Source organism: Methylovorus glucosotrophus, assembly GCF_009858335.1.
GTDB lineage: Bacteria > Pseudomonadota > Gammaproteobacteria > Burkholderiales > Methylophilaceae > Methylovorus > Methylovorus glucosotrophus.
In genome coordinates, this window is sequence record NZ_VMSE01000002.1 from 309,052 (window position 1) to 326,427 (window position 17,376).

Genomic DNA, 17,376 nt, shown 5'->3' on the forward strand with positions numbered 1-17,376 from the left:
TTCAGGCCGCCATCGCTTGGTCGTCGGAGGAGTCAGTCTCGGGGACATATTGCAGACGCTGGTCGTGCTGCAGCAACTGGCTGAAGAACTGGCTGATGGCTGCCTGTTGCTCGTCTACGGTTTGCAACTGATTCATGTGGTGGCGGAAATTCGCGGAATCCTTCAGCCCCTTGGTATACCAGGAGATATGCTTGCGCGCCACGCGCATGCCGGTCAGCTCGCCGTAAAAGTCATACAGGTCCTGCACATGGTCCAGCATCACTTGGTGAATTTCGCTTACTTCGGGTGGCGGCAGATGCTCGCCGGTTTCGAGGAAATGCGCAATCTCACGGAAAATCCAAGGGCGACCCTGCGCCGCACGGCCTATCATCACGGCATCGGCCTGGGTGTATTCCAGCACAAACTTGGCTTTTTCCGGGGTGGTGATATCGCCATTGGCGATCAACGGAATCTTGATGGCTTGCTTGACGGCGGCAATGGTGTCGTACTCGGCATCGCCGTTATACAGGCAAGCCCGGGTGCGGCCATGCATGGCCAAGGCTTGAACGCCGATGTCTTCCGCCATGCGCGCCACGGCCACAGCGTTGCGGTTGTTCTTGTCCCAGCCGGTACGGATTTTCAGGGTCACCGGCACATCCACGGCGGCCACCACTGCTTTCAGAATCTGCGATACCAGCGGCTCATCCTTGAGCAAGGCCGAGCCGGCCATCACATTGCAAATCTTCTTGGCCGGACAACCCATGTTGATATCGATGATCTGCGCACCGTTATCCACATTGTGCTTGGCGGCTTCCGCCATCATCTTCGGGTCTGCCCCGGCGATCTGCACCGAAATCGGCTCCACTTCGCCCTCGTGGTTGGCGCGGCGCAAGGTCTTGGCACTGCCATACAGCAACGAGTTCGACGTCACCATCTCGGAAACAGCCAGCCCTGCCCCCAGCTTCTTGCATAGCATGCGGAAAGGCCGATCCGTCACGCCTGCCATAGGCGCAACCACCAGATTGTTTTTTAGTTTGTATGGGCCGATTTGCACTGAAGCTGAAACCTTGGACAAAGTCCGTACGATGATTGTGGAAAAGCTGCCTATTTTATATGCAAACGGCAGGCGCGCAAAACGAAAAATTGTAATTAGTGGGCTTGACAAGAGTAAAAGCATGCCTCTGCTAGCTTGTTGATTCCCTTAATACTATCGAGATTGTCCCGTGCCCCGTCCCAGGGCAGAGTCAGGCAAAAACACTTACCTTGCTGAACCACATTTTCTGGCATCAGAATGCCTGAAAAGTGGGCTTCACGCGATGGATGCTTTATGCTGGCGCCACCCCGATACCATAAGCACATATCCCGATGAACATGCAGCCGACATCTACCCCTTCCACCACCCGCATCGCCTTTGCCAGCTTCATCGGCACGGCCATTGAGTTCTATGATTTTTACATCTACGCCATGGCGGCGGCACTGGTGATCGGGCAGGTGTTCTTCCCGGCGGAGGCGCCAGCGGCACAGTCGCTCAATGCCTTTTTGACCTTTGGCATTGCCTTTCTGGCGCGGCCGCTGGGGGCGGTGCTGTTTGGGCATTTTGGTGACAGGGTGGGGCGCAAGGTGACGCTGGCGGCATCGTTGCTGTTGATGGGGATTAGCACGCTGCTGATAGGCGTGCTGCCGGGCTATGCCGAATGGGGCGTGTGGGCGCCTGTGGTGTTGTGCCTGTTGCGCTTTGGTCAGGGCCTGGGGCTGGGCGGTGAATGGGGTGGAGCGGCCCTGCTGGCTACCGAACATGCGCCGGAGGGGCGGCGTGCCTGGTTTGGCATGTTTCCGCAGTTGGGGCCATCCGTGGGCTTTTTGCTGGCGACCTTGAGTTTTCTTGGTTTAAGCCTGTGGCTGACAGATGCTGAATTCAAGGCCTGGGGCTGGCGCGTGCCGTTTATTGCCAGTGCCTTGCTGGTGGTGGTAGGCTTGTATGTACGCTTTACGCTGGCCGAAACGCCGGCCTTTGCCGCCGTGCTGGCTCACAAAGCCACCCATACCCTGCCGGTGGGCGCCTTGCTGAAGACCCATGCGCGTGCCGTGCTACTGGGCGCACTGGCGATGGGCGTGTGCTACAACCTGTTTTACACCGCGACGGTGTTTTGCCTGAGCTATGGCACCGGCACGCTGGGCATATCGCGCCCGGTTTTTCTGGGCATGCTGTGCGTGGCGATTCTGGCGATGACGCTGGCGACGCCCTTGGCCGCTGCCTGGAGTGATCGTATCGGCCGTCGACCGGTGTTGCTGCGCGGAGCGCTGGCCGCCATGCTAGCGGGGTTTCTGCTGGCACCTGCGTTGCAGAGTGGTTCATTGTTGCTGGTGACGGCCTATCTCGCGTTGCTGTTATTCCTCATGGGCGTGACCTTTGCCCCCATGGGCGCGTTTTTGCCCGAGCAGTTCCCGGCTGCCATGCGCTACAGTGGCGCCGGGCTGGCATATAGCCTGGGCGGCATCCTCGGCGCCTCGCTGGCACCTGCCATTTCGCAAGCACTGGTGCAGCAGGGCGGATTGGCGTGGGTGGGCGGCTATGTGTCGGTGATGGCGGGGTTGAGCGCGCTGGCCGTGCTGGGGCTCAGGGCGCGGGCTGGGTAAGTTGTTCCAGTTCGCCTAGCCAGCGGATGGCGTGCTCGCGGCTGGTGCCGCACATGGCGGGTTCTGGTTGCAGGCCGCCGCAAAAGTGAGGGCGCTCGGGCTGGCCGAAGATGGCGCAGCGCAGGTCATCCGTTAATTGTATGCAGCGCACGCCGGCTGGTTTGCCATGCGGCATGCCGGGGATGGGGCTGGTGATGGAGGGGGCGATGCAGCAGGCGCCGCAGTCGGGGCGACAATCCATTACATGGCTTGCCAGGGGAAACCGGCTTGCGTCACGCCTTGCGTGATGTCGGCCATGGCAGCGGCCACCTGCTCAGCTGGGCCTTTGACCCCGAGCTCAATAGTGCGGCGCGTATCCAGCTTGGGCAGGCTGAACAGTTTCACCTCGGGATGGGTGGCGACGATGTGGTTCATGAGATCAATCAACTGGCTCTCACCGGCATCCCACACCACAATCGCTTGTTCGGTGATCACATGCTGGTGGAACAGATGGGCGTAGTGGGTACCCAGCACCCATTCCATCATCGGCCAGGCCATCTCGGGGAAGCCGGGCATGAAGTAATGCGAGCGCAGTGAAAAGCCCGCCACGCGGTTGACCGGGTTAGGGATCAGGTCAGCGCCCTGGGGAAAATCTGCCATCAGCACGCGCTTGGGATAGGCGGCCTCGCCAAAGCGTGCTTCGATTTCGGCTACTGCGCCAGCGTGGCGCTCAATCGGCAGGCCCGCGGCTTCGGCAGCGGCCTGGCGGGTAAAGTCGTCCGGCGTGGCGCCTATGCCGCCAAAGCTGAGCACGATGTCGCCACGGTCCATGCTGCGTTTGAGGCTTTGCGCGATACGGCTCTGGTCATCGCCCAGATACTCGGCCCAGCCGAGCTGCAAGCCGCGTGCGGCCAGGGTCTGGATGACCCGGGAAAGATGGGCATCCTGCCGTTTGCCGGAGAGGATTTCATCGCCGATGATGTAGGCACCGAAGGTTGGCATGGTGTGTGGACGTTATCGAAAATTGCATTATATCCTGCCCGGCAATGCAGGCTTGATGTGCTGGCGCTTGCAAGATACGACCTTATGCAAGGGCATAAACCCGGGCGCCATGTCATATACTTGGCAGCATATTTACCTTGATTCAGCTTATGACCACCGACAAAGACAACCCCGACAACGAAGTGCTATGCCACTGCAGCGGCACCAAGCGCGGCCAGATACGCGAGCTTTTTCTGGAAGGGCGCGATCTGGAGGGCATCTCGCGCTGGACGGGTGCGCTGACTGGCTGCGGCGGCTGTGAATGGGATATTGAGTGGTATTTGAAGGAGCTGAAGGAAGAGGGCGCGGGGGCTGCGCCCGTTTCTGCGGCCGAGCCAGATTCGGCCGAGCCGCCCGCGGGCGATAGTCCAGAGGCGCCGGCAGAGGAGTCTTAGGGCCGATCCGGCTTGACCTGCGAACATCTGCGGTGCTGAACGATCAGTGCGCTGCTTCCCAGTTACTCCCCACCCCGACTTCTGCCAGCAATGGCACATCCAGTTTTGCCACATCCTGCATCAGCTGCGGCAGTTTTTCCTTCACCAGCGCCAGCTCGTTATCCGGCACTTCCAGCACCAGTTCATCGTGCACTTGCATGATGAGTTTGGTGGCGAGCTTTTCGCTTTCCAGCCAGCCTTGCACGGCAATCATCGCGAGCTTGATGAGGTCGGCCGCGGTGCCCTGCATGGGCGCATTGATGGCGGCGCGTTCGGCGCCGGCGCGGCGTATGCCGTTGGGGCTGTTGATCTCGGGCACCCACAGGCGACGGCCGAAGAAGGTTTCCACATAGCCTTGGGCTTTGGCGCGCTCGCGCGTGTTTTGCATGTAATCGCGCACGCCGGGGTAGCGGGTGAAATAGCGTTCGATGTAGTTCTGCGCGGCCTGGCGTTCGATGCCGAGGTTTTGCGCGAGGCCGAAGGCGCTCATGCCGTAGATCAGGCCAAAGTTGATGACTTTGGCGTAACGGCGCTGCTCGCTGCTGACGGCGTCGCGCTCCACGCCAAAGATTTCCGCCGCGGTGGCGCGGTGAATATCCTCACCGGCGGCAAAGGCGGTCAGCAAGCCGTCATCCTGTGACAAGTGCGCCATGATGCGCAGCTCAATCTGGGAATAGTCGGCGGAGACGATGTGCCCGCCCGCAGGCGCCACAAAGGCCTCGCGGATGCGGCGGCCTTCGGCGGTGCGTACCGGGATGTTCTGCAGATTGGGGTCCGAGCTGGAGAGGCGACCGGTCACCGCCACGGCCTGACTGTAACTGGTATGCACGCGGCCGGTGGTCGGGTTAATCATGCGGGGCAGCTTGTCGGTGTAGGTGGATTTCAGCTTGGCGAGGCCGCGATATTCCAGCAAGACCTTGGGCAAGGGGTAATCCAGCGCCAGCTCCTGCAGCACATCTTCATCGGTAGAGGGCGTGCCGCTGGGGGTTTTCTTCAAAGGCTTGATGCCCAGCTTGCCGAACAGGATTTCCTGCAATTGCTTGGGCGAGCCCAGATTGAACGGCTGACCGGCCAGTTCGTAAGCCTGCTGTTCCAGCGCCATCAGCTTCTGGCCGATTTCATGGCTCTGGCGATTCAGCATGTCGCTGTCGATCAGCACGCCATTGCGCTCGATGGTGAACAGGATATCCAGCACCGGCATCTCGATCTGGCGATAGACGAATTCCAGCTTGGCATCTTCCGCTACCTGCGGATAGAGATTTTCATGCAGTTGCAGGGTGACATCGGCATCTTCGGCGGCGTATTCGCTGGCCTGCTCCAGGGCCACCTGGCTGAACGACACCTGCTTGGCGCCTTTGCCTGCCACTTGTTCATAGGTGATGGTCTGCACGCCGAGGTGGCGCATGGCGAGATCATCCATGCCATGGGTGCGATGGCTTTCCAGCACATAGGATTGCAGCAGGGTGTCGTGCGCAATGCCATTCAGCGCGATGCCGTGGTTGGCCAGCACATGCTTGTCGTATTTGAGGTTTTGCCCGACTTTTTTGATGGCGGGGTTTTCCAGCAGCGGCTTGATGCGCGACAGCGTGGCGGCAAACGGCAGCTGATCTGGCGCGCCGGGGTAATCATGCGTTAGCGGCAGATAAGCGGCTTCGCCCGCCTTGATCGAAAACGACATGCCGACCAGCTTGGCGGTGAGCGGATCCAGCGAGGTGGTTTCGGTATCAAAGCACACCAGTGCGGCGCTGCTGATCTTGTCCAGCCAGCGTTGCAGGCTGGCTTCATCGAGGATGGTCTCGAACTGGCGGGTAGTGACGCCAGCAGCGGCAAACAGATCCGCCGAGGTGCCTGCTGGCTGTGCCGCCATGGCGGGCAGCGGGGCTTGTGCAGCGGGAACAGCCAGGTCCAGTTCGCGGCGCAGGGTCTTGAATTCAAAACGGTCGAACAGCTCAATCAGCTTTTCGCGGTCCTGCGGACGTGGGGCCAGATCCTCCAGGCTCTCCTGTATGCCTACATCGCAGCGTATGGTGATCAGCTCGCGCGCCGTCGGCAGCCAGGGCAAGGCCTTGCGCAGGTTTTCGCCCACTACGCCGGTAATCTGGTCGGCATGCGCGACGATGTTTTCCAGCGAGCCATATTGCGTGAGCCATTTGACGGCGGTTTTCGGCCCGACTTTTTCCACGCCGGGCACATTGTCCGAGCTGTCGCCGATCAATATCAGGTAATCGACCATCAGGCTGGGTGGTACGCCAAATTTGGCTTCGACGCCTGCCGGGTCCAGCACTTCATCGGTTTTGCGGAAGGCATCGCGCATGGTGTTGACGACGGTGATGTGTTCATTCACCAGCTGCGAAATATCCTTGTCGCCAGTGGAGATGATGACGCGCATGCCTTCGCGCTCCGCCTGCTTCGCCAGCGCGCCGATGACGTCATCGGCTTCCACGCCGTCTTCCACAATCAGCGGCCAGCCCATGGCCTGGATGGCGGTATGCAATGGCTCTATCTGCAGGCGCAGATCGTCGGGCATTGAGGCGCGGTTGGCCTTGTATTCGGGGTAGATGTCGTCACGAAAGGTTTTGCCTTTGGCATCAAACACACAAGCGCTATAATCGGCCGGATAATCTTTATGCAGGCGGCGCAGCATGTTGAGCACGCCCTGAATGGCGCCGGTCGGCTCGTTTTGCTTGTTGCGCAAATCGGGCATGGCATGAAACGCCCGGTAAAGATAGGATGAGCCGTCAACCAATAACAATGTTTTCATAAGGTGCCTTCATAAACTGACTTCTGACGCATGCCGGATATTCAGGATGCCATGCGCCAGTCCCGCATTTTTCCAGGCCCTCAACACGCAAGGTTAAGCCCCATGTCTGCTGCAAAAAAAATCCCGAAACTGATGGACCCGGATCTGATCGAGCATCGACGTTCCTCGCACGAGGCCTGGCATGCACTCGAGATTATGTCAGAATTCGTCGATGCCACCGAACGCCTGAAACAGATTACCCCGGCCGTCTCGATTTTCGGCAGTGCCCGCACGGCACCGGATCATCCTTATTACCAGCTGACGGAAGAAATCGCGCGCCAGCTCTCCGAGGCAGGCTTTAGCGTGATTTCGGGCGGTGGCCCGGGCATCATGGAGGCCGCCAACAAGGGCGCGTTTTACGCCCGCTCGCCCAGCATCGGCCTCAATATCGAATTGCCGCACGAGCAAAAGGGCAACCAGTATCAGGATATCAGCCAGACCTTTCATCACTTTTTCATGCGCAAGGTCATGTTCGTCAAATACGCCTCGGCCTATGTGGTGATGCCCGGTGGCTTTGGCACGCTGGATGAACTGATGGAGGCGTTGACGCTGATACAGACTGGCAAGTCGCGCAAGATACCGATCATTCTGGTGCATGAGCCGTTCTGGAGAGGCATGCTGGACTGGTTCCGCAATACGCTGGTGGCCGAAGGCATGGTGTCGCCGGATGACATGGATCTGGTGCAGGTGATTGATCATCCCGCCGCCGTAGTAGAAGCCATCTTCAAGCACTATGAAACCCGTGGCTTCGAGTTGTCACCTGCCGAGCGCCAGATTCAGCTTTATCTGTGATTGGTGTACGACAAGTTCTGCATATCCATTTTCCCGGCTTGGGGTGGTTTTTGCTAGAATGCCTTCATCCCGCCGCTTTCGTTGTGAAGGCGGCTCAAAGCCTGAGGTGATTATGCGACTGCTTCGTCATTTAGTTGTTCTAGCACTGGTATTGCCATGGCTCGCCCATGCCGCGGACCTGCCCAAGAATCTTGAACCGTTGCCAGAGGCGCCACCGCCTCCAGGCTATGAAAACACACCTGAACCAGAAGTGACCATCACCAAGAAGGGTGAGGACACCATTGAAGAGTACCGCATGAACGGTGAGCTTTACATGATGAAGGTGACGCCTTCGCATGGCGTGCCTTACTATCTGACCAAGGATGACGAGCAAAGCGATTGGGCACGTTCCAATGGGCCAACCCCACCCATCTCCATTCCAAAGTGGGTATTGTTCCGATTCTAGAATCCCGGTGCGAAGAGTTCAGCTCTTCGCCATCTCACGATAAGCGTTATGTCCGTATTCACTACCGTTACTTTCGAGCAGCTCAGCCATTGGCTTGAAGCTTATCCGCTGGGCCAGCTGCGGGATCTGCAGGGCATCGCTTCCGGCATTACCAACACCAATTATTTCGTAACGACCGAGACTGGTCGTTATGTACTCACCCTGTTTGAAGAAAACACGGCGGAAGAGCTGCCGTTCTTTCTTGATCTTATGACCCATCTGGCCGAGCGCGGCATTCCGTGTCCGCACCCGGTCAAAAACCACGCGGGCTCCAGCCTGGGCGAGCTGAATGGCAAGCCAGCGGCGCTGGTGAGCTGCCTGCGCGGCAAATCCCTTGAACATCCTTCCGTTGAGCAATGTGCTGCAATCGGCCGCGTGCTGGCTGACATGCATCTGGCTGGGCTGAGCTTTCCTGCCGGCATGAAAAATCAGCGCGATGGTGACTGGCGGCAGAAGACCGCGGCCAAAGTGGCCCCTTTGTTGCGCCCGGCCGATAAAGCCTTGCTGGATGCACAGCTGCAATTTGAGGCCGAGGCGGATTCGGAATATCTGCCCAGCGGCGTCATTCACGCTGATCTCTTCCGCGACAATGTACTGTTTGATGGCAACGAGCTGGGCGGCATCATTGATTTTTACTACGCCTGCCAAGATGCTTTGCTCTACGACGTGGCCATTGCCGTGAACGACTGGTGCGTGCATGCCGATGGCAGCCTGGACCAGGCCAGAGTCATGGCGCTTATCGAGGCATACCACGCCGTGCGCCCATTGACCGCCGCCGAGATCGAGGCGTGGCCGGGCATGCTGCGCACAGCGGCCATGCGGTTCTGGTTATCGCGCCTGCATGACCTGCATTTCCCTAGTGCCGGGGAACTGACGCACGCCAAGGATCCAGACCATTTCAGAAATATATTGCACAAGCGCATGACGGAGCCGTCAGTGCTGGGGTCGCTACCCGCCTGAGGCGGCGGCCCAAAATCGTCTAAAGGGGAAAAGACATCATGTTCAAGCGTAGCGCCAAAGAAGCCTTCCACTGGGTGAAGGATTGTCTGAGTATCTTCCGGCAGAATCCTGCCATGTGGATGCTGGTGGCCCTGAGCTATGTGCTGCTGTTCATGGTGATTCCCGCCATGGTCTTCCTGCCGGTGATCGTCAAATTGCTGGTGGTGATCATGGGGCCGTTTTTCCTGGTGCTGGCGCTGACGCTTTACCGTGAAGCCGACCACGGACGCGATACCGAATTCAGTGACATCGTGGCGCAGGTAAAGCCGCAGATCGGCAAGCTGGTTGCCCTGGGCGGCGCTTGCATGGTCTATGGCATCCTCATCAGCTATGTCACCTCGGGCGATATGCAGGCACTGGATGACATGGTGAACGCCAAGGCTGATGCCGAAGCGCTGGCTACGCGCGCCGTGCCGCTGGCGATCAAGATGCTGGTGTTGATGACACCGATTTTCATGTCCACCTGGTTCGCCCCTATGCTGGTGGCGCATCACCAGTTCTCGGTCTGGAAAGCCATCAAGTCCAGTATTGCGGGCTGCCTGACCAGTGTGTTGTCGCTGACCTTTGCCTGGATATTGCTCACCGCGGGTCTGGCTCTTTGCATGATGGCGACCGGGATTGTGGTGGCGCTGGTGACCGCGATTATCAAACCGGTTGGCCTGATCCTGACTTCGCTGACACTGTTGGCATTTTTGCTGCTGGCCACCTCGCTGATGCTGGGGCTGCAATATGTCAGCTATCGCGACATCTTTGCCAAGAAGCTGGATGCCAAGGCGATGGAGCCTTCCGCTGCATAAAATAGGCGTGGCAACCCGCATCGTTTTGAGCGATGCTCTGCAAACAAAAGGCCCGATTATGCGGGCCTTTTGTTTTATACCTTTTCCAGCTTGGCGTATTCCAGCATGAGCCATTTCATGCCTTCGCTGCCAAAGTTCACCTGCACCCGCATGTCGTTGGCGTTGCCTTCGTAATTCACGACCACACCTTGCCCAAATTTGCTGTGTGCTACGGCCTGGCCTATTTTCCATGGCATGCTGTTTTTCTGTTCGCTGCTGGTGGCGGCTTGCGATACTGGCGACTCGCCATAGCCACCGCGGCCAGGGCTGGCGCGGGTATTCAGGCGCTTCAGCAAGGCCTCGGGTATTTCATCCAGAAAGCGCGATGAAATACCGTAGCGTACCTGACCATGCAGCATGCGGCTTTGCGCGTGGCTCAGGTAAAGACGCTGGCGCGCGCGCGTCACGGCCACGTACATCAGGCGTCGCTCTTCTTCCAGGCCATTCGTTTCATACAGGCTTTGCTCATGCGGGCACAAGCCTTCTTCCAGTCCGCTGATAAATACCGTGCGGAACTCCAGCCCTTTGGCGGCATGCACGGTCATTAGTTGCAAGGCATCGCGGCCGACTTCTGCCTGATGTTCGCCTGCTTCGAGGCTGGCAAAGGTCAGGAAGTCCGTCAGGGTGCCGGCATCCTGATTGTTATTGACGAAGGTAACGGCCGCCGAGATTAATTCATCCAGGTTGGCGATACGGTCTTCGCCTTCCTTTTCATTCTGGTAATGGGTTCTCAGGCCGGAGAGCGTGGTGGCAATCTCGGCCATTTCTGGCAGGGTGAGCCCGGTGGCTTCTTCCGCCATCTGACGGATCAACGCGACAAACCCTTCCACGCCCTTGCCTGGGCGGCCATTGCCCACTTTGTTGATGGCGGCCTGCCACAGGCTGCAGTCTTCGGCGCGTGCGGCTTCCTGCAATTGTTCCAGGCTGCGCGCACCTATGCCGCGGGTAGGGAAGTTGATCACGCGCAGCAAGGCGGTGTCGTCATTCGGGTTGGCGATCAGGCGCAAATAGGCCAGCGCATGCTTGATTTCGGCGCGTTCAAAAAAGCGCAGCCCGCCGTAAACACGATAAGGCAGACCAGCTGAAAACAGCGCATGCTCCAGCACGCGCGACTGGGCATTGGAGCGATAGAGCAGGGCGATCTCGCTCAGCTCGGTGCCTTCGCTGTGCAGGGATTTGATCTCGTCGACGATAAAGTTGGCTTCATCAATATCGTTATAGGCCTGATACACGCGTATCGGCTCGCCTTTGCCAGCCGAGGTCCACAGGTTCTTGCCCAGGCGGTTGCGGTTATGGGTGATGATGGCGTTGGCGGCATCCAGAATATTGCCGTGCGAGCGGTAGTTCTGTTCCAGCTTGACGATATTGCGTACATTAAAGTCTTGCTCAAAGTCGCGCATATTGCCCACGCGCGCCCCGCGGAAGGCATAAATCGACTGGTCGTCATCGCCCACGGCAAACACGCAATTGTCCGCCCCGGCCAGCAGCTTCAGCCACAGGTATTGCAGGCGATTGGTATCCTGAAACTCATCGACCAGGATGTATTTGAAGCGGCTCTGGTAGTGCTGGCGTATGCTGGCATCGCGGCTCAGCAGCTCATAGCAGCGCAGCAGCAGCTCGGCAAAATCGACCACCCCTTCGCGCTGGCACTGGCGGTCGTACTCTTCAAAAATCTCCCGCATGCGTTGGGAGTGCGCGTCATAGGCATCCACCGCATTTGCCCGCAGGCCTTCTTCCTTGCAGCTATTGATATAGCCCATGACCTGCTTGGGTGGAAACTTTTCATCATCCACATTCATCTGCTTCATCAGGCGCTTGATGCTGGATAACTGATCGGCGGTGTCCAGAATCTGGAAGGTGGCTGGCAGCAGCGCTTCGCGATGATGCGCCCGTAGCAAACGGTTGCACAGACCATGGAATGTACCTGCCCACATGCCGCGCACATTGATCGGCAGCATGGCGGAAAGCCGCGTCAGCATTTCCTTGGCCGCTTTATTGGTAAAGGTCACCGCCAGCAAACCATTGGGCGATACTTGTCCGGTCTGGATCAGCCACGCAATGCGGGTGGTGAGTACGCGGGTCTTGCCGCTACCTGCACCGGCAAGTATCAGTGCAGATTGGTGCGGCAGCGTGACCGCCTCAAGTTGCTTGTCGTTCAGGCCTTCGAGCAGAGAGGTAGAGGGGTGTTGTGCGTTCATGCGCTAATTATCGCAGGTCACACTGGGGAAGAGAACCTAAAACCGGAGGGGAAGGCTGGGAATGTTAAAAAATGAAAAATCGGGGATCATGTCTGACAATTTTAGAAATTGTCGGAACTAAACGCGAGTGACTTCGTCTTACTTTGCAGATGGCGCAAGTCATCTCCCGCTTCTCCTCCCTGAGCGGGAAGCCTTATCTGATGAGGCTGCTTGATCCCCGATTTTACTCCCCTTTAATCGGGGTTTTTTTTGCCTGTCGCTCTTGTAAATCCTTGCGGATTCTGGCGCGGAAGCGTTTCTGGAGCTGATTATACCTCGGGCGAGATTAAATTGTAAAAAAATGTAACAGAAAATTTGCCCCCAATACTGGCCTTTCTTTCAGGCGAGTATTGGGGCAAAGAATTCTTATTTTTACGCGGCAATGCTCCGGGTTTAATCCGTCACCACAATAATGCTCACCCGGCGATTTTCTGCCCGGCCCGCTACGGTGGCATTGCTCGCTACCGGGCTTTGTGAGCCCATGCCCCGAACAATGATGCCACTTTTGGGCATGCCGGATTGGATAAAGGCATCCGCCACCGCCCAAGCGCGCTGCTCTGACAACTCGACGTTATAAGACTCGCGACCCGTGGCGTCAGCGTGGCCTTCAATCCGCATCTTGTTCAATCCGACCGACTGCAGCGCTTTGCTTACCTTTTGAACAGCGCCGCGGCTTCTGTCATTGAGTACAGCCTGGTTGGTATCAAACAGCAATTTGTCGGCGAAGCTGAGCGCCCAGCCATCATCGGTATGCACGAAGCCTTGCTCTTTCAGCGTACGAATCTGCTTCTGCCGCAGGGTTTCCTGTGCAGGGGCCGCAGGCGTTGATTTACACGCGGAGAGGGTTAACGATAGGGTAAATGCCAGCAATGCATAACAAACAGTAGAACGAAATAATGAATACAATTTAAACCTCATACTTGGAATGTGGGGGAAAACCCTGTGTTGAATATCCCACGCTTGATGCTGAGCCTATGACTGGCTCTTGATGAAATCCTTGATTACAAACCGATGGCCCAACTGCCGCGCTCCTGGTCCTTGGCCCGATACATGGCTTCGTCTGCCGCCGCGAGCAACTCCTGTGCGGTACGCGCGTGGTCGGGGTAGAGGGCAATCCCGATGGTCACCGAGCAGGTGATCAGCTCCCCGTTGGGTAGCGTGATGGGGGATTGCATCTGATGGGCAATTTTCTCGGCAATATGCACCGCATCTTCGGCATGCTTGATGGGTTTGAGCAGCGCCGCAAACTCATCCCCACCCAGACGGGCCACAATATCGCTCTCACGTAACTGGCCACTGATGCGCAGCGCCATGATTTTCAGCACCTCATCGCCAGCCGCGTGTCCATAGGTGTCGTTGATTTCCTTGAAGTGATCGCCGTCCATGAACATCAACGCCACCGCGTTGCTGTGGAATCTGGCATCACGCACGGCGTGCTCCAGTTCGGATTCGAGCAGGCTGCGATTGCACAGGCCGGTCAGGCTGTCATGGTTGGCGCGATAGGCCAGGGTGTCGTGTTCACGTTTCACATGGCGTTGCCAGGTGGCAAGTTCATCCATCAGGGCATTGAAGTCCTGATTGAGTTGATTGAGCTCGGCGATATTGGCAGCAGGGGCGCGCAAGCCGAAGCTGCGATATTGGCGCACGCGGTGGGCGGTATCGGCCAGGATATTCAAGGGCCCGGAAATGCCAGCATGCATGCGGCGGGAGAGCGCCAATGCCAGCAAGGTACTGAAGGCCATGCAGGCAAAGACGCAGCTGATCCCGGTGACCATGTATTCCAGCAGCAGGCGGCTGTGAGGTACCAGACGGATACGGCCTATGGTCATATTGTCGTGCGTGACCGGGTAGTAGTAGGGCTCGGGCATGACGATGTTGGCCAGCCAGCTTTCCAGGTGGAAGAAGGCACCTGTCTCAGGGCGTTTCCAATTGGCCAATGGGATGCCATGGCGGCCGATGACGCGGATCTCGGCCACATCCTCGCGCTTGCCTACCTTATCCAGGGCCTCTTGCACCGCCAACTCATCGTTGAACAGCACAGCCGCTTCCACCGTATAACTCAGCGAGCGCGCTACCAGCTGCATGTTTTGCGTGGCATACGCCTGCAAGGCATACATGCCAGCGAGGGTGAGCGCAAGCCCGGAGGAAATGACGGCAATCAGCGCCACGCTCAGGTGCGCGCGCCGCAGAACCTGATCCAGCCTTGGGAGTGGTGAGCGAGGCGTGGTCATGGCGAAGCCTTGCGCTTTCCTAGCTGCAGTACATTGGGATGCACACGCAAACCGCTGCGCGCGATCGTATCAAGATTGACCTCGAAGTAGACATTGTCTTCACGGAACAAGAGGCAGAACATGCCCCCGGCGCTGCACGAAGGCGGAGGCTCGCTGATGATGAGCACGGGCTGACCGATGAGCTGGGCCAGCAGCGATTCACGTTCGCCATTTTCCATGGTGCCAAGGTAGGCAATCTGGCACTGGGCAACCGCTTCGGGGGTATGCAGGGCCAGCTGGCGTACCGTAATACGGGGATGCATGGGGTTGGGCGTACCGGCCATCAAGGCATCGGCATACCGCGTGTCGCCGGTGATGCAGAGCTGAAGTTCAGGAAAAGGCGCCGGCCAGCGCGTATAGCTGACGATACCGTACACAATTTGCGCCACCTGTTTGCCGCGCGCAATGTCATCGCTGGCGGCGGCGTGGCTGATCTGGCTCATTAGCAGCAGGCAGGCGAAACCCAGCCATGCCAACAGCAAAGAATCAGGACGGTAGCACTGCCTACCGGGAAATGGTGCGAAACGGTAAATTTAACAACCCCTAGTCAATCAAATATGACGAGTTACCCGCAAGCACCCGTTCTGTATTTATACGCGTAAGTATGGCCTGAAATGGATGAGCTGCATAGATATCGGGCTGTGCAGCCCATGTAAAGACATCGGGCTCTAAGGGTTTATTTTACGTGAATTGCGATATTTCAGCCCTGGGCAACCTGAGCTCGAACCGCATGGTGTGATCCTGGTAAAGCGCACGAATGCTGCCACCATGCGCTTCGATAATGGACTTGGTAATGGCAAGTCCCAAGCCTGTGCCTTCGCTCTCGCGCTGGCGCGATGGGTCCACCCGATAAAAGCGGTCAAATAGCCGCGCCAAGGCATCTTCAGGAACAGGCTCGCCGGCATTGTCCACCCAGACCGTGATCCAATGGCTATCGTCATAGTGGATGGTGATCGTGATGGTCTGCCCCACCGGGGTGTAGCGCACGGCGTTGGAGAGCAGATTGCTGAAAGCGCGGCGTATCATCAGGCGGTCTCCGGCCAGGGTGGCGGTGCCATGGCGGCTGACCAACAGCTGTTTTTCAGCCGCGAGCGCTTCGTAAAACTCAATGACGGCATCGATTTCCACGCCCAGATCCATGGTTTCGCGGTGCGGCACTAGCAAGCCATTGTCTGCCTTGGCTAGAAACAGCATGTCGGCAATCATGCGCGAGAGCCGTTCATACTCTTCAATATTGGAATAGAGAATCTCCTGATATTCGCCCGCCGAGCGAGCTTGGGAGAGCGCCACATGACTTTGCGTCATGAGGTTGCTGACCGGCGTGCGGAGCTCATGGGCAATATCGGATGAAAACTCGGAGAGCCGGAGAAAGGATTCCTGCAGACGCTGCAGCATGGCGTTGAACGACACCCCCAGCTCGACCAGCTCACGCGGTAGGGAGGTGACATCGATTCTTTCGCCCAGGCGGCTCGCCGAGATATTGCCCGCCATGCGCACAAAGTCGCGAATCGGCCGCAGGCCACGGCGGGCGGCGATCCAGCCGACCGCCACCAGAAACAGAATGCCGGTGGTGAGATAAAGCCACAAGGAGCGCTGAAAGTGATGGATGAAATGGTCATGGTGGCCAATATCTACCGCAATCGCGACATTCAAGGAGGGTCGCTGTGCGCTTGCCGGAAACTGCACCACCAGCCCGCGATAGGCGTGCCCGTTTTGCTGCCAGCGCTGCAGGTGTGCACTGTGTGGAGCGTAAGGCGCTGGATGCGGAAGTAGTAACTCCGCAGGGAAGCTGGCCTCCATGGAGCGGTAAACCAGCTGCTTGTCCGGGCGATACACCATGACAGAAAGGGCGTGATGCCCGATCAGCGCGTCGTTCAGACGCTGTGGCAGAGGTTGCTCTTCCTTTTCAGGCGCGGAATTCAATGCATGATGGATGAGTTCAAGCTTGCCTTCTATTTCGATCAGATCTTCTTCGGCAAAGTGGCTATCGACCGCGTAGCTGGCAATCGCCCCGATGGCGATCATGACCACCGTGGAGAGTGCCGCAAAAATCAGGGTGATGCGTGTGATGATGGAGGTGTGCATGTTCATGGTGCCTCGGGCACATCCAGTACATAGCCCATGCCGCGCACGGTGTGAATCAGCTTGGGCTCGAACGGATCATCAATCTTGGCGCGCAGGCGGCGCATGGCCACTTCAATGACATTGGTGTCGCTATCAAAATTCATGTCCCACACCTGCGAGGCAATCAGCGAGCGCGACAACACCTCACCACGCCGACGCACCAGCAATTCCAGCAGTCCAAACTCCTTGGCCGTGAGCTCGATTTTCTTGCCATCGCGCTGCACGCGCCGCCGTAGCACATCGATTTCCAGATTGGCAACTTGCAGCACATCGGCTTCGCGCGTTCTGCCGCGCCGCAGCAGCGTGCGTATACGGGCCAGCAATTCGGAAAAGGCAAACGGTTTGACCAGGTAGTCATCCGCGCCCAGTTCCAGGCCTTTCACGCGGTCTTCCACCAGGTCACGTGCCGTCAGAAAGAGCACCGGGGTATGCTTGCCCGCCTCACGCAGGGCAGCGATGATCTGCCAGCCACTGGCGCGTGGCAGCATGACATCCAGAACGATCAGGTCGTAATGTTCAGCCAGCGCCATATGTTGCCCATCCAGACCATCCTGTATCAGGTCCGTGACAAAGCCTGCCTCGGTCAGGCCTTTGCGCAGATACTCGCCGGTTTTGTGTTCATCCTCGACTACAAGAATTCGCATGGAGTGGTCAGGTGGTGGTGTAGACAGTGATTGTGCCGCAAACCATGCTGCCTGGCAGCAAGATGACAAAAATGTAATCTGGATGTCAGCTGGCTGTCGGGTCAGCCATGCCATGCTGGT

16 protein-coding genes are annotated in these 17,376 nt (G+C 58.1%); 6 read left to right on the top strand and 10 right to left on the bottom strand.

Features of this window, described 5'->3' with window-relative positions; all coding sequences use genetic code 11:
• Window position 1 precedes the first annotated feature (1 nt).
• Window positions 2-1,033 carry a tRNA dihydrouridine synthase DusB gene (gene dusB, locus FNL37_RS12570; RefSeq protein ID WP_159356372.1) on the bottom strand — a complete coding sequence of 344 codons (1,032 nt, stop codon included), beginning with the start codon at window positions 1,031-1,033 and terminating at the stop codon, window positions 2-4.
• 311 nt (window positions 1,034-1,344) lie between these two features.
• Here dusB and FNL37_RS12575 point away from each other — a divergent pair, with 311 nt between their 5' ends.
• Window positions 1,345-2,616: an MFS transporter gene (locus FNL37_RS12575; protein ID WP_159356373.1), complete on the top strand. Its 1,272-nt coding sequence runs from the start codon at window positions 1,345-1,347 to the stop codon at window positions 2,614-2,616.
• On the opposite strand, the gene FNL37_RS12580 is transcribed toward FNL37_RS12575, so the two are convergent.
• Together FNL37_RS12580 and FNL37_RS12585 are read right to left on the bottom strand one after the other, a co-directional pair.
• Window positions 2,597-2,857, bottom strand: a complete 261-nt coding sequence (locus FNL37_RS12580) for a YkgJ family cysteine cluster protein (protein WP_013441208.1) — start codon at window positions 2,855-2,857, stop codon at window positions 2,597-2,599. The genes FNL37_RS12575 and FNL37_RS12580 overlap by 20 nt on opposite strands.
• Window positions 2,857-3,597 carry a competence/damage-inducible protein A gene (locus tag FNL37_RS12585; RefSeq protein ID WP_159356374.1) on the bottom strand — a complete coding sequence of 247 codons (741 nt, stop codon included), beginning with the start codon at window positions 3,595-3,597 and terminating at the stop codon, window positions 2,857-2,859. Before FNL37_RS12585 ends, FNL37_RS12580 begins: the two co-directional genes overlap by 1 nt.
• Window positions 3,598-3,746: 149 nt before the next feature.
• On the opposite strand from FNL37_RS12585, the gene FNL37_RS12590 reads away from it, so the two are divergent.
• Window positions 3,747-4,031 (top strand): (2Fe-2S)-binding protein, encoded by a 285-nt coding sequence (locus tag FNL37_RS12590; protein ID WP_159356375.1) that lies wholly within the window; start codon window positions 3,747-3,749, stop codon window positions 4,029-4,031.
• A gap of 43 nt (window positions 4,032-4,074) precedes the next feature.
• Here FNL37_RS12590 and polA read toward each other — a convergent pair whose 3' ends face one another.
• Window positions 4,075-6,831, bottom strand: a complete 2,757-nt coding sequence (gene polA / locus FNL37_RS12595; RefSeq protein WP_159356376.1) for a DNA polymerase I — start codon at window positions 6,829-6,831, stop codon at window positions 4,075-4,077.
• 102 nt (window positions 6,832-6,933) lie between these two features.
• Here polA and FNL37_RS12600 point away from each other — a divergent pair, with 102 nt between their 5' ends.
• The 4 genes from FNL37_RS12600 (at window position 6,934) to FNL37_RS12615 (ending at window position 9,942) form a co-directional block, all read left to right on the top strand.
• A complete protein-coding gene (locus tag FNL37_RS12600) occupies window positions 6,934-7,662 on the top strand; it encodes an LOG family protein (RefSeq protein WP_159356377.1) in 729 nt (242 codons plus the stop codon).
• A 112-nt stretch (window positions 7,663-7,774) separates the two neighbouring features.
• On the top strand, window positions 7,775-8,107 hold the full coding sequence (locus tag FNL37_RS12605; RefSeq protein ID WP_041361949.1) for a DUF2782 domain-containing protein: 333 nt from the start codon (window positions 7,775-7,777) through the stop codon (window positions 8,105-8,107).
• Window positions 8,108-8,155: 48 nt separating this feature from the next.
• A complete protein-coding gene (thrB, locus tag FNL37_RS12610; RefSeq protein WP_159356378.1) occupies window positions 8,156-9,106 on the top strand; it encodes a homoserine kinase in 951 nt (316 codons plus the stop codon).
• A 38-nt stretch (window positions 9,107-9,144) separates the two neighbouring features.
• Window positions 9,145-9,942: a BPSS1780 family membrane protein gene (locus FNL37_RS12615; protein WP_159356379.1), complete on the top strand. Its 798-nt coding sequence runs from the start codon at window positions 9,145-9,147 to the stop codon at window positions 9,940-9,942.
• 74 nt (window positions 9,943-10,016) lie between these two features.
• Here FNL37_RS12615 and uvrD read toward each other — a convergent pair whose 3' ends face one another.
• The 6 genes from uvrD to FNL37_RS12645 form a co-directional block, all read right to left on the bottom strand.
• Window positions 10,017-12,179: a DNA helicase II gene (uvrD, locus tag FNL37_RS12620; protein ID WP_159356380.1), complete on the bottom strand. Its 2,163-nt coding sequence runs from the start codon at window positions 12,177-12,179 to the stop codon at window positions 10,017-10,019.
• A 432-nt stretch (window positions 12,180-12,611) separates the two neighbouring features.
• On the bottom strand, window positions 12,612-13,124 hold the full coding sequence (gene yfiB / locus FNL37_RS12625) for an outer membrane lipoprotein YfiB (RefSeq protein WP_013441217.1): 513 nt from the start codon (window positions 13,122-13,124) through the stop codon (window positions 12,612-12,614).
• A 95-nt stretch (window positions 13,125-13,219) separates the two neighbouring features.
• Window positions 13,220-14,449: a diguanylate cyclase DgcN/YfiN gene (gene dgcN / locus FNL37_RS12630; protein WP_013441218.1), complete on the bottom strand. Its 1,230-nt coding sequence runs from the start codon at window positions 14,447-14,449 to the stop codon at window positions 13,220-13,222.
• The gene (gene yfiR / locus FNL37_RS12635) at window positions 14,446-14,931 is read right to left on the bottom strand and encodes a regulatory sequestration protein YfiR (RefSeq protein WP_244948293.1); all 486 of its coding nucleotides are present in this window, start codon (window positions 14,929-14,931) and stop codon (window positions 14,446-14,448) included. The genes dgcN and yfiR overlap by 4 nt, the downstream gene beginning before the upstream one ends.
• 238 nt (window positions 14,932-15,169) lie before the next feature.
• A complete protein-coding gene (locus FNL37_RS12640; RefSeq protein ID WP_159356382.1) occupies window positions 15,170-16,579 on the bottom strand; it encodes a heavy metal sensor histidine kinase in 1,410 nt (469 codons plus the stop codon).
• Window positions 16,576-17,256, bottom strand: coding sequence for a heavy metal response regulator transcription factor (locus FNL37_RS12645; protein ID WP_159356383.1), 681 nt, complete (start codon window positions 17,254-17,256; stop codon window positions 16,576-16,578). Before FNL37_RS12645 ends, FNL37_RS12640 begins: the two co-directional genes overlap by 4 nt.
• Between the last annotated feature and the right edge of the window lie 120 nt (window positions 17,257-17,376).